The organism is Brevibacterium salitolerans, from assembly GCF_039531405.1.
GTDB lineage: Bacteria > Actinomycetota > Actinomycetes > Actinomycetales > Brevibacteriaceae > Brevibacterium > Brevibacterium salitolerans.
In genome coordinates this window covers 268242-280119 of the sequence record NZ_BAAAPZ010000002.1, presented here as the reverse complement: position 1 = coordinate 280119, position 11878 = coordinate 268242, and the positions used below count along the sequence as shown (strand labels likewise).

Annotated in this window: 10 protein-coding genes; 1 reads left to right on the top strand and 9 read right to left on the bottom strand. The window is 70.5% G+C overall.

Going from position 1 to position 11878, the window contains the following annotated elements:
* Window positions 1-58 precede the first annotated feature (58 nt).
* From ABD240_RS02190 to ABD240_RS02150, 9 genes are all read right to left on the bottom strand, one after another.
* Window positions 59-214: a hypothetical protein gene (locus tag ABD240_RS02190; RefSeq protein ID WP_291794149.1), complete on the bottom strand. Its 156-nt coding sequence runs from the start codon at window positions 212-214 to the stop codon at window positions 59-61.
* A gap of 110 nt (window positions 215-324) precedes the next feature.
* A complete protein-coding gene (locus tag ABD240_RS02185) occupies window positions 325-1611 on the bottom strand; it encodes a glutamate-5-semialdehyde dehydrogenase (RefSeq protein WP_291794151.1) in 1287 nt (428 codons plus the stop codon).
* Window positions 1608-2762, bottom strand: a complete 1155-nt coding sequence (proB, locus tag ABD240_RS02180) for a glutamate 5-kinase (protein WP_344334742.1) — start codon at window positions 2760-2762, stop codon at window positions 1608-1610. Before proB ends, ABD240_RS02185 begins: the two co-directional genes overlap by 4 nt.
* Complete coding sequence (gene obgE, locus ABD240_RS02175; protein WP_291794155.1) at window positions 2759-4291, bottom strand: GTPase ObgE; 1533 nt, start codon at window positions 4289-4291, stop codon at window positions 2759-2761. The genes proB and obgE overlap by 4 nt, the downstream gene beginning before the upstream one ends.
* A 151-nt stretch (window positions 4292-4442) precedes the next feature.
* Window positions 4443-4694 carry a 50S ribosomal protein L27 gene (rpmA, locus tag ABD240_RS02170; protein ID WP_029088797.1) on the bottom strand — a complete coding sequence of 84 codons (252 nt, stop codon included), beginning with the start codon at window positions 4692-4694 and terminating at the stop codon, window positions 4443-4445.
* Window positions 4695-4720: 26 nt separating this feature from the next.
* Window positions 4721-5029: a 50S ribosomal protein L21 gene (rplU, locus tag ABD240_RS02165; RefSeq protein WP_291794158.1), complete on the bottom strand. Its 309-nt coding sequence runs from the start codon at window positions 5027-5029 to the stop codon at window positions 4721-4723.
* A gap of 269 nt (window positions 5030-5298) precedes the next feature.
* Entirely contained in the window at window positions 5299-5601 is a 303-nt protein-coding gene (locus ABD240_RS02160; RefSeq protein WP_291794160.1) for a chorismate mutase, read from the bottom strand.
* Window positions 5602-5788: 187 nt separating this feature from the next.
* Window positions 5789-7363 (bottom strand): alanine/glycine:cation symporter family protein, encoded by a 1575-nt coding sequence (locus ABD240_RS02155; RefSeq protein ID WP_291794162.1) that lies wholly within the window; start codon window positions 7361-7363, stop codon window positions 5789-5791.
* A 278-nt stretch (window positions 7364-7641) separates the two neighbouring features.
* The gene (locus ABD240_RS02150) at window positions 7642-10866 is read right to left on the bottom strand and encodes an Rne/Rng family ribonuclease (RefSeq protein WP_344334737.1); all 3225 of its coding nucleotides are present in this window, start codon (window positions 10864-10866) and stop codon (window positions 7642-7644) included.
* A 335-nt stretch (window positions 10867-11201) separates the two neighbouring features.
* Between ABD240_RS02150 and ABD240_RS02145 the strand changes: the two genes are divergently transcribed.
* A complete protein-coding gene (locus tag ABD240_RS02145) occupies window positions 11202-11822 on the top strand; it encodes a vitamin K epoxide reductase family protein (protein ID WP_291794164.1) in 621 nt (206 codons plus the stop codon).
* Window positions 11823-11878 lie beyond the last annotated feature (56 nt).

Here is an 11878-nt window from a genome sequence, read left to right as displayed (position 1 = left end):
TGCGAGATCCCTGCGGTCTGCGGCCGGTCAGCTGAGCGCCACCGGCCGCAGGGAACCGTCAGTGACGGTGCGCGATGCCCTTCCAGGACAGCGTGATGACGCCCAGGGTCATGAGCGAGGCGAAGGCGATGAGGCCGAAGGCCAGCGGCGGCATCGGGAGTTCGTGGACGACGTGCACCGTCTCTTCGACAGCGGCGAGGACCTCGGTCTGCATGGTGTTCATCCTTCTGTATGCGTGGAGCGGCTTCTGGCCGCGCCTATTCTCTCACGGTTGTGGGCCTTACGCCCACGGCGGGGTGAACGTGTGCCCTCCCCCACGGTCTCTCAGGACCGGACCTGCCCGCTTCCGCGCATGATCCACTTGGTCGTGGTGAGCGCCTCGAGGCCCATGGGCCCCCGCGCATGCAGCTTCTGCGTGGAGATCCCGACCTCGGCGCCCAGCCCCAGCTGACCGCCGTCCGTGAAGCGGGTCGAGACGTTGACGCCCACCGCGGCGGCGTCCACGGCCTGGACGAACGTCTCCGCATTGGCGAGGTCGTTGGTGACGATCACCTCGGTGTGGCCGGAGGAGTACGCCTGGATGTGCTCGATCGCCTCATCGATGCTCGCGACGAGCTTCACCGCGATCTCGAGTCCCAGGTACTCCTTGGCCCAGTCCCGCCGGGTGACCCGGCGGATCTTCACGCCCTCCGGCGCGAACTCCTCCACGGCGCGGTCCGCACGGATCGTCACGCCCGCCTCGCTGAGCGCAGTGAGGACCTTGGGCAGGACCCGGCGCGCGGCCTTCTCATGGACCAGCAGGTTCTCCAGCGCATTGCAGACGCTGGGCCGGTGCGTCTTCGAGTTGAGCACCAGGTCCGTCGACATCCGCACCGGCGCCGAGGAGTCGAGGAACATGTGCACGTTCCCCACACCGGTCTCGATCACCGGGACGAGGGACTCGTGGACCACGGTGGAGATGAGCTCCGCTCCCCCGCGGGGGATCAGCAGGTCGACGTAGTCACGTGCCTGCATGAGGACCGCCGCCCCTTCGCGGCCGAACTCGTCGATGCTCGCCACGACGTCCTCCGGGAAGCCCGCGGAGGCCACCGCGCCGCGCAGCAGATCGACCAGCAGCGTGTTGGACGACCGGGCGGCGGACCCGCCGCGCAGAACCACGGCATTCCCCGCCTTGAGGGCGAGAGCGGCGATGTCGACCGTCACGTTGGGGCGCGCCTCGTAGATGGCGCCGACGACGCCCATGGGCACCCGCTCCTGCGTCACGCGCATCGCGTTGGGCATCGTCCGGCCCGCGACGACGGTGCCGACGGGATCCGGCAGGCCCACCACCTCGCGCACCGCGCCGGCGATGTCCCGCACCCGTGCCTCCGTGAGGGTGAGGCGGTCGATGAGCGGGGCCTCGGTGCCCTTCTTGTGCGCCGTCTCGATGTCCTCGGCATTGGCCGCGAGGATGTCATCGACATTGGATTCGAGCGCGAGGGCGATCGCCTCGAGCGCTGCGTCCTTCTGCTGCGAGGAGGCCTGCGCGAGTGCGCTCGAGGCCTGCTTCGCGGCTGCGACGATGCGGGTCACGCCCCGTGTGGCGCGAACGCTGGGTTCGGTAGTCGTCATATCTCCGCTTTCTCGAAGACCGCTTCGGTGAGGACCAGGTCGTTCCGGTGGATGACCTCTCTACGGTAGTCGGCACCGAGCCGGTCGCCCAACTCCTCTGAGGACATCCCGCACATCTGCGGGAGCTCCTCGGCGGAGAAGTTCACGATGCCGCGGGCCACGAGCGTGCCGTCGGTCCCGCGGACGTCGACGGGATCGCCGGCCTCGAAGTCGCCGCTCACGCCCGTCACCCCCACGGCCAGCAGCGAGGTGCCGCGGCGGGAGACCGCACGCACGGCGCCGTCGTCGATCCTGACGGTGCCCATCGTCCGCGCCAGATGGGCGAGCCAGAGGAGCCGGGTGGCGCGCCTGCGATGGGTGATGCCGAAGGCCGTGCCCCGCTCGCCGCCGCGCAGGGCGTCCTCGATGTGCGGGGCGGAGGTGAGGATCGTGGGGATGCCGGAGTCCGCTGCCATGGTCGCCGCCTGGACCTTCGTCACCATGCCCCCGGAGCCGATCCCGGCGGCGCCGATCCCGCCGATGCTCAGCGCCTCGAGGTCACCGGGCCCGCTCACGAAGGAGACCCGCTGGCTGCCCGCGCGCTCCGGCGGAGCGGTCAGCAGCGCTTCCACGTCGGAGAGGAGGATGAGCGCATCGGCGTGCGCGAGGTGCGCGACGAGCGCCGCGAGCCGGTCGTTGTCGCCGAACCGGATCTCATGCGTGGCCACCGCGTCGTTCTCGTTGACGACCGGCATCATGCCCAGCGAGATCATCCGATCGAGCGCCCGCTGCGCGTTCCGGTAGTGGGTGCGGCGGATGAGATCGTCGGCGGTGAGCAGAACCTGCGCCGGGACGAGGCCGTAGTCGCGCAGACCGAAGGTGTACGCGGCCATGAGCAGACTCTGTCCCACCCCCGCGGCCGCCTGCTGCGTGGCGAGGTCGCGCGGCCGGCGGTCGAGGCCCATGGGCTCCAGACCGGCGGCGATCGCACCCGAGGACACGAGGATGACCTCGCGCCCGCCCGCACGATGGGCGCCGAGCGCGGAGGCGATCCGCCGCACCCGGTCGTGGTCGAGACCGCCCTCCACCGTCGTCAGCGAGGACGAGCCGACCTTCACCACCACGCGCCGGGCGTCACGGACCCGCGCCCGCGCCTCGGCTTCCGCGCTCATCGTTCGCCCTCGGCGGCCTGCTGCGCGCGCTTCTCGGCCAGACGCTCCTCCTCGAACTCCGCCCGGGTCGCTGCCTTGGCGTCCATGCGGTCGTGGAAGGCGGCCTTGCGCTCCTTGCGGGTCGCGCGCCCGGACTCGTCCAGGCGCAGATCCGTGCCGCGGGAGCCCAGCAGCTCCGCGCCGCCCACCATGGTGGGGTCCCAGTCGAAGACGACGCCGTCGTCCGGGCCGATCACCACGGTGTCGCCGGGAACCGCGCCCGCGCGGAAGAGCTCCTGCTCGACCCCCAGACGCTCGAGGCGGTCGCCCAGGTAGCCGACGGCCTCGTCGTTGGAGAAGTCCGTCTGCAGCACCCAGCGCTCCGGCTTGGCGCCGAGCACCCGGAAGACCGGGCCCTCCGCGTCGTGCTCCGCGACGACGGAGAAGCCCCTGTCGTCGACGGCGCGCGGGCGCAGGACGATCCGCTCGCGCACCTCGGGCTGCGACTCCCGGCGCGTGCGCTCCGCCTCGACGAGCTCGGCCATCGCGAAGGACAACTCGCGGAGGCCGGTGCGCGCGACCGCGGAGACTTCGAAGACCCGGTAGCCGGCCTCCTCGAGCTCCGGACGGACCAGGGCGGCGAGCTCCCGGCCGTCGGGGTCGTCGACCTTGTTGAGCGCCACGAGCGCGGGACGCTCGTCCAGCGGGAGCAGATCGCCCCCGTGGGCGATGTCGACCGCGTACTGCGCGAGCTCCTCCTCGATGGCCCGGAGGTCTCCCACGGGGTCACGGGAGGTGTCCCAGGTCGAGAGGTCCACCACGTGCACCAGTGCGGCGCACCGCTCCACGTGACGCAGGAACTCCAGACCGAGGCCCTTGCCGTGAGCCGCGCCCGGGATGAGACCCGGCACGTCTGCCACGGTGAAGCGCGTCCCTCCCGCCTCGACGACGCCCAGATTGGGCACGAGCGTCGTGAAGGGGTAGTCGGCGATCTTGGGACGCGCCGCGGAGAGCGCCGCGATGAGGCTGGACTTGCCCGCGGAGGGGAAGCCGACGAGCGCGATGTCCGCCATCGTCTTCACCTCGAGGACGATGTCCCGCCGCTCACCGGGCAGACCCAGCAGCGCGAAGCCCGGCGCCTTGCGCTTGGTCGAGGCCAGCGCGGCATTGCCGAGGCCGCCGCGGCCGCCCTCCGCCGCCACGAAGCGCGTGCCCGCGCCCACGAGATCGGCCAGGATCTCGCCGTCCGTGGACTTCACGACGGTGCCCTCCGGCACGGGCAGCACGAGGTCCTCCCCGTCCGCGCCGTGGCGCAGGTCGCCCCGGCCGATCCCTCCGTTGTCCGCGCTCCGGTGGGGACTCCGGTGGTAGGGCAGCAGCGTCGTCGTCTGCTCGTCGACCACCAGCACGATGCTGCCGCCGTTGCCGCCGTTCGCGCCGTCCGGCCCGCCGAGCGGCTTGAACTTCTCACGCCGGACGGACACACAGCCGTCGCCGCCGTCGCCTCCTGCGACGTGCAGAGTGACGCGGTCGATGAACTCAGTGGCCATGGTCTCCTCGCGGACTCTCAGCGCGGGCGCGGCTGAGACGGATGGTCCCACCGGTGCGGCGGGAGAAGGGGTGGGGCAGACGACAGAAGGATACGCGAGCGGGGCGAGTCGAAACCGACTCGCCCCGCTCTCGCATGCGTGCGGCTGATGCTCAGCCAGCGACGATGTTGACGACCTTGCGGCCGCCCTTGGCACCGAACTCGACGGTGCCCGCGGACAGCGCGAACAGCGTGTCGTCGCCGCCGCGGCCCACGTTCGAGCCGGGGTGGAAGCGGGTGCCGCGCTGGCGGACCAGGATCTCACCGGCATTCACGAGCTGACCGCCGAAGCGCTTGACGCCCAGGCGCTGAGCGTTGGAGTCGCGGCCGTTCTTGCTGGAGCTGACGCCCTTCTTGCTTGCCATACGCTTGTCTCCTTAACTTGGGTCGCTCAGGCGATTCCGGTGATCTTCAGACGGGTGAGCTCCTGGCGGTGGCCCTGGCGCTTCTTGTAGCCCGTCTTGTTCTTGTACTTCTGGATCACGATCTTGGGGCCGCGGCGCTCGTTCAGCACCTCGGCGGACACGGAGATCTTCGCAAGCGCATCTGCGTCCGTGGTCACGGCGTCGCCGTCCACGTGGAGCACTGCGGGGAGCTCGACGGGATCGCCGGCCTCTGCCTTGATGCGGTTGACGGTGATGACGTCGCCGACGCTGACCTTCTCCTGGTGGCCGCCGACACGAACGATGGCATAGACCATGTACGTCCCCTTCTGCTCCTGCGCACAGCACTGCGCCGCGCGTCTTCGATGATGTTCGGACCGGGCGATTCCCACCTTGGCTCCTCGGGGCGCGCGACCGGGAAAGTCGCGGTGCGCCCGCCAGTACCCATTACGAGGGGGAATCTGCCCGCATGCCCTGAAGGCACCGACGCATTACTCTACCGCACGCACGCCCGCGGATCAAAGGCCGCGCGGAGCGGTGTCCTCGCTCACACTCCCTCGACCGCGCTCCGGACCGTGCGCCGGGGTCAGCCCCGCTCGGCCTCGCCGGCGATCCGCTCGTGGTGCCGGATGACCTCCGCGACGATGAACGCGAGGAACTTCTCCGCGAACTCCGGGTCCAGGTGGGACTCCTCCGCGAGCGCCCGCAGACGCTCGACCTGCAGCGCCTCCCGGGAGGGGTCGGCGGGGGGCAGCGAGCGCTCCGCCTTGAGCCTCCCCACCCGCTCCGTGAGCTTGAAGCGCTCGGCGAGCACGTGGATGAGGACGGAGTCGAGGTTGTCGATGCTCGCCCGCAACGCGGCGAGCTCCTCGGGAACGTCTGCTGCCATGCCTCGCCCTTCTGCACGTGTCTCCGATCGTCGGCTCAAGAATACACAGCGGGTGCGGGCCGGACCTCCGGCGGCCGGCATCCGGCCGGCAGGCGACAGGCCCTGCGGCACTGCACCCCCGCACACGGCGGAGCGCGCACCCCGGACACGCCGGGACGCGCGCTCGGAGCCGCGCAGAAGGGAGGCCTCAGGCGTTGCCCTGCTCCTGACGGATGCGGGCGAGGTCCGCCTCGTCCCCGGCCCCCAGCTCGTGGAGGCGACCGGACTTCCTGTCCGCGAGGTACTCCTTCATCTCCTTCTTCACCACCGGCATGAGGAGGTACAGGCCGAGGATGTTGACGAAGGCGCAGCAGAACAGCGCGGCATCGGCGAAGTCGACGATGGTGCCGAACGAGGCGATGCAGCCGATCACGATGAACGCCATGAGGATGAGGCGGAACAGCGTGTCGGTCGCCTTCCTGCGGCCGAACAGATAGTGCCAGGCCTTCTCCCCGTAGTACGCCCAGGTGATGAGCGTCGAGATCGCGAAGAGCATGGCGGCGATCGCCAGCAGGATGGGCCACCAGTCCGTGATGGTCGAGAACGCCGAGGAGACGAGCGTGATGCCATCCGGCGCCTGCCCCGTCTCCTGGAAGTACGCGCGCCCCTCGTCGTAGGCGACGCCTCCGGCGATGACGACGGTGAGAGCGGACATGAGGCAGATGACCACGGTGTCGAGGAACGGCTCGAGGAGGGCGACGAACCCCTCGGAGACCGGACGCCGCGTCTTCACCGCCGAATGCGCGATGGGCGCGGAGCCGACGCCGGCCTCGTTGGAGAAGGCCGCACGCTGGAAGCCCACGATCATCGTGCCGATGAGGCCGCCCAGACCGGCCTCGAGCGAGAACGCCCCGGAGAGGATCTCGCCGAGGGCCGGCAGGATGTGCTCGGCGTTGCCGCCGATCACGATGAGGCAGGAGACGACATAGAAGATCCCCATGGCGGGAACGAGCTTGTCCGTCACACGTCCGATGGACTTGATGCCGCCGATGATGACGAGACCGACCACGGCCGCGATGACGAGACCCATGAAGAGACCGCCCAGCGGGCCGGCGAGGACGCTGCCGTCGCCGCCCGTGACATCACGCAGCTGCACGGCCGTCTGGTTGGCCTGGAACATGCCGCCGCCGGCCACTCCGAAGAGCAGGATCGCGATCGCGAAGAATCCGGTGAGCGCCTTGGCCACGGGGGAGCTGAAGCGGGCGAAGGCGATCGGCAGGTACTTGAAGGGCCCGCCGTTGACGACCCCGTCCTCGTCGATCTGCCGGTACTTCACGCCCAGCGTGCACTCGACGAACTTGGTGCACATGCCGAGCAGACCCGCCACCATCATCCAGAACGCGGCACCGGGACCGCCCATTGCGAGCGCTGCGCCGACGCCGGCGATGTTGCCCATGCCCACGGTGCCCGAGACGGCCGAGGTGAGCGCCTGGAAGTGTGTGACCTCACCGGGGTCGCGGGGGTTCGAGTACTTGCCGCGCACCACTTCGAGCGCGACCTTGAAGCCGCGGAACTGGATGAAGCCGAAGTAGATGCTGAAGATCAGGGCGCCGGCGATCAGCCAGACGACGATGATGGGGAAGTGGCCCACCTGGAAGAAGACGACGTTGGAGAATCCGGTCACCACCGGATCGAGGACGCCGTTGACCGCCTCCTCGATCCGGTTGACCTGCTCCTGCCCTGCGGGTTGCGCAAGGAAGGCTGTGCTCAGTTGTGTGTTCATGACGTTCGACCGTAGCGGTGAGGGGCGTCACATTCGGACGGATGGGTGATCTGGATCACTGTCGTTATCGAATCGTGACATACTGGCCGCGGAGATTCGACCGCGTCGAACGAGCGGCCGATTCCCCGAACGCTCCACCGAAGCCCGCAACGTCTCCCGAACGGAGCGGAGGGCGGGAGCGGCGCTCCGCTCCCACCCTCCGCAGTCTCTCCTGCCGCTCCTCCCCCACCCCACGGGGCGGGGGAGGCGGAGGACCCGTCAGCCCTCGGCGGAGACGATCAGTCCTCCATGCCGAAGAGGAGTATCGGCGTTGCCGGGGCCTTGGGCGCCTGCTCCTTCTCCTCCACCGGGGCCGGAGCCTCCTTCACCGCCGGGGCCTTCTTCGCCGGGGCCTTCTTCCGCGGAGCGCGCTGCACGCTCGTGGTGGCATCGGCACCGATCATGAGCGGCGCCGGGCCGGAGGGTTCGGGCAGAGGTGCCGGCTCCTGCGCGGCCTTCTCCGCCGCGGGCTCCTGCTCGGCCGCCTCCGCCGGCTTCGTCTCCTGGACCTGCCCGGCCTCGCCGCCGGAGCCTGCGGCCTCCGGCAGAGCCGTCGAGTCACGGCGACCGCGCGACCGGCGGCTGCGCGAGCGCTTGCGCGGGGTCGCACCGTCCTGCGCGTCCGCAGCCGCACCCTGTCCGTCCGCAGCGGGTTCCGCCGCAGACGACCCCTTCCCACCGGACTTCACGTCCCCGTCCGCGCGGCCGTCCTCGGGATCCCCGGGCTTCTCCTCCTGCTTGAGGGTCGCCTTCGCGATCGCGGCAACGGCGTTCCGGGACTGCTCGGTCCGTTCGTCGGCCTCCGGCGTCTCCTGCTGAGAGCCGCCCTGCTCCGCGTTCTGACCACGCCCCTTCTTCCGGGACCTGCGCTCCTGCCGGTCCCCCTTCTCACTGCGGCCGCCGCCCTGTGCCTCGCCGGGCTCCGTGCCCGGCAGCAGGAGGCCGCGACCGGAGAGGTCCTCTCCCGCCGCCACGAGCGACTCCGCCAGCCCGGTGCCGATCCGCTTGCGCGTCATCTGCACGAGCCCCAGCGAGGTCACCTCGGCGACCTGATGCCGCGTGCGGTCCCTCGAGAGGCACTCCACCAGCCTGCGCGTGACGAGGTCACGGTTGGCCTCGAGGACCATGTCGATGAAGTCGACGACGATGATGCCGCCGATGTCGCGGAGCCGGAGCTGGCGGATGACCTCCTCGGCCGCCTCCAGGTTGTTCTTGGTGACGGTCTCCTCGAGATTCCCGCCGGAACCGGTGAACTTGCCGGTGTTGACGTCGATGACCGTCATCGCCTCGGTCCGGTCGATGACGAGCGAACCGCCGGAGGGCAGATTCACCTTCCGGTTCAGCGCCTTCTCGATCTGCTCGCTCACCCGGAAATGGTCGAAGATGTCCGTGCCCTCGGCAGCGGGCGATTCCGTCTCCGTGCCCGGCGCACCGTAGCGGCTCACGCGCTCCAGGAGATCCGGGGCCACCGCCTCGACGTACTCGTGGATGGTGTCCCAGGCCCCGTCACCGTCGATGACGAGGCTGTCGAAGTCCTCGTTGAAGACGTCGCGGATGATGCGCACGATCATGTCCGGCTCGCTGTAGAGCAGCTTGGGCGCGCCGGTCTTGGGTGCGGTCGACTTCTTGCTGATCGACTCCCAGCGCTTGGAGAGCCGCTCGACGTCCCGGCGGAGCTCCTCGTCCGAGGCTCCCTCGGAGGCGGTGCGCACGATCACGCCGGCGTCCGCGGGCAGGATCTCCTTGAGGAGCTTCTTCAGGCGGGCGCGCTCGTTGTCCGGCAGCTTGCGGCTGATGCCGGTCATGGAGTTCCCGGGGATGTACACGAGGAAGCGGCCGGGAAGCGAGATCTGGCTCGTCAGCCGGGCACCCTTGTGGCCCACCGGGTCCTTCGTCACCTGGACCAGCACGGGATCGCCGGAGCTCAGCGCCTGCTCGATCCGGTGCGGCTTGCCGTTCATGCCGAGCGCGTCCCAGTTCACCTCGCCGGCGTAGAGCACCGCATTGCGGCCCTTGCCGATGTCGATGAATGCCGCCTCCATCGAGGGCAGCACGTTCTGGACCTTGCCCAGGTACACGTTGCCGATCAGGGAGGCCTGTGCCTTGTGCTCGCTGAGGTAGTGCTCCACGGCAATGCCGTCCTCGAGCACGACGAGCTGAGTGCGTCCGGCTGTCTCACGGACGAGCATGGTGCGCGTGACCGACTCGCGGCGCGCGAGGAACTCCGCCTCGGTGAGCAGCGGACGCCGGCGACCGGCCTCACGGCCCTCACGGCGGCGCTGCCGCTTGGCCTCGAGCCGGGTGGAACCCTTGACGCCGGTGACCTCGTCCTCCGAGGAACCGCTCTCCTTGCGGGAGCCGCGTGCCCGCCGCCGGCGCCGGCGGCGGGAGCCCTCGTCGTCCGCGTCCTCGCCGGAGTCCGCCTCCGCGGAGGCGTCTCCCCCCTCGGACCGCGCGGAACGGTCGCCGCCGGCGGACCCTGCGGCCTCGCCGGAGCGGTTCCCGCCGCCGTCCGCCTCGCGGTCTGCGGACTCGCCGCCCTTGCGGTCCTGCCTGCGGTCGTCCTTGCCGTCCTGCGCGGCCCCGCCGTCGCCGGACTCACCGCCCTTGGCATCGGCTCCGCCCTTGGCGTCGCCTCCGCGACGGCGCCGGCCCCTGCCGCGGCCGCGCCTGTCGCCGTCCTCGCCCGAGTCCTCGTCCGCCGCCTCGTCGCGGCCGTCGGAATCTCCCGGGTCCTGGGACTCTCCGGACCGGCGTCCGCCGTTCGTCGTCTCGTCGTCCCCGGCCTCGGCATCGCGTCCCCGGCCGCGCGAACGCCGGCCGCGCCCACCGCGCCGGCGCCGCGAACGGCCGCGGTCCTCGTCGTCGCCGGAGCGCTCATCGTCGCCGGCGCTCTCGTCCTCGGATCCGTCGCCGCCGTCCTCAGCGGGCTCCTCGTCATCGTAGTCGTCGTCCTCGTCGTCGAACCACTCCGGCTCGACCGGCTGCGCGAGGTCCTCCTGCGGGGGCTGGAACAGCAGACCGCCGCCGGCAGGAGCCGCCACCGGCGTGAAGACCCCGGTCCCGGAGTCCGCGAAGTGCGAGAAGGGGTTGGAGACGCTCACCGCCGGTGCCGGCGCCGTCTCCTCCGTGCCAGGCTCCTCCTCAGCGGAGTCGTCCTCGTCCGCGTCGTGGGTGTCTGCGATGTAGGACTCGAAGACCAGCCCGCGATTGGCGACCGAGGCGCGGGCGGACTTGGGGGCGGGACGCTCAGCCGGCTGCGCCTCGGGCTCCGCGGGAGCCTGCGGTGAGTCGTCGCGGAGATGGGCGGCCGCCTCTGCGATGTCGTCGAGGAGGGCCTTGGCCTCCGGGCGGGAGTCCGCTCCGGTCCCCTCCTCCGCCTGGCGGCGGGAGGCGCGGAGCGATTCGAGATCTGCGAGGATGCCGGCCGTCGGGTCGAGACGGCCGTCGTCTGAAGTGGACATGCGGTGGTTCTCCTGTTCGCGGCGACGGCGCCACACCTGCCCCGTCCCACGGTGTTCGGCTGTGCCCGCACGCCTGCGGCGGGCATCGAAACCTGCGGTGCGCGTCAGCCACGTGAGGCTCGCGCAGTGCGCGCGGCGGCCTGTGGCGTCCCGCTTCTGCTTGGCGACCGGCTGGGGATGTCAGCGCCGGAGGGCACGCAGCTCAGCTCGGTGGAAGCGGACGAACGATCCGGGTGTGGTCGGATCTGCACCGCTCACAGTATGTCACAGCAGGCGTCCGCCCGGGGGCTCACGGGCTTTGCACAGGCTGTCCGCACCCTGGCATCCTTCTCAGCGTGAGTACCGATCCCGAAATCAGCCGGCCCTGGTTCGTCCGCAGCGTGCCCCTGGGCGTCCTGCTCCTCGTCACGGGAGCGGTGGGGCTGCTCTCCGCCTTCGAACTCTCGATCGACAAGATCCGCCTGCTGCGCGATGCGGATGCGGCGCTGTCCTGCGACCTCAACCCGTTCTTCTCCTGCAGCAGCGTCATGGTCTACCCGCAGTCGGAGATCTTCGGCTTCCCCAACCAGTTCCTGGGCATCGGCGCGTTCGCCGTCCCCGTCCTGCTGGGTGCGCTCCTCATGGCCCGCACCCCCCTGCCGCGGTGGGCGCTGGTGGGCCTGAACATCGGCCTGGCCGGCGGGGTCGTCATGGTCACCTACCTGCAGTACGCCTCCCTCTTCGAGATCGGCGCCGGCTGCCCGTGGTGCATGGTCGTCTGGGCCGTCACCATCCTCCAGTTCTGCGTCGTCACGGCACACAACGTGCGCACGGGGGCCTTCGGCGCCGGGCTCCGCGACCACGCCGTCACCCGGGTGCTCTCCGGCATGCCCGTGCTGCTGGCCTGCCTCTGGATGTTCGTCATCGCGGCCGTCGTCCTCGTGCAGTTCTGGACGTTCTTCAGCACACAGCTCTGATCCGCCGCCGTGCTCGCACGAAGGCTCAGGTCATGCGCGCAATCGCGTGCATGACC

Bases quoted from the DNA above. Each gene is read 5' to 3' on its own strand.
- ABD240_RS02190 (WP_291794149.1), bottom strand. From the start codon at position 214: ATGCAGACCGAGGTCCTCGCCGCTGTCGAAGAGACGGTGCACGTCGTC.
- ABD240_RS02185 (WP_291794151.1), bottom strand. From the start codon at position 1,611: ATGACGACTACCGAACCCAGCGTTCGCGCCACACGGGGCGTGACCCGC.
- proB (WP_344334742.1), bottom strand. From the start codon at position 2,762: ATGAGCGCGGAAGCCGAGGCGCGGGCGCGGGTCCGTGACGCCCGGCGC.
- obgE (WP_291794155.1), bottom strand. From the start codon at position 4,291: ATGGCCACTGAGTTCATCGACCGCGTCACTCTGCACGTCGCAGGAGGC.
- rpmA (WP_029088797.1), bottom strand. From the start codon at position 4,694: ATGGCAAGCAAGAAGGGCGTCAGCTCCAGCAAGAACGGCCGCGACTCC.
- rplU (WP_291794158.1), bottom strand. From the start codon at position 5,029: ATGGTCTATGCCATCGTTCGTGTCGGCGGCCACCAGGAGAAGGTCAGC.
- ABD240_RS02160 (WP_291794160.1), bottom strand. From the start codon at position 5,601: ATGGCAGCAGACGTTCCCGAGGAGCTCGCCGCGTTGCGGGCGAGCATC.
- ABD240_RS02155 (WP_291794162.1), bottom strand. From the start codon at position 7,363: ATGAACACACAACTGAGCACAGCCTTCCTTGCGCAACCCGCAGGGCAG.
- ABD240_RS02150 (WP_344334737.1), bottom strand. From the start codon at position 10,866: ATGTCCACTTCAGACGACGGCCGTCTCGACCCGACGGCCGGCATCCTC.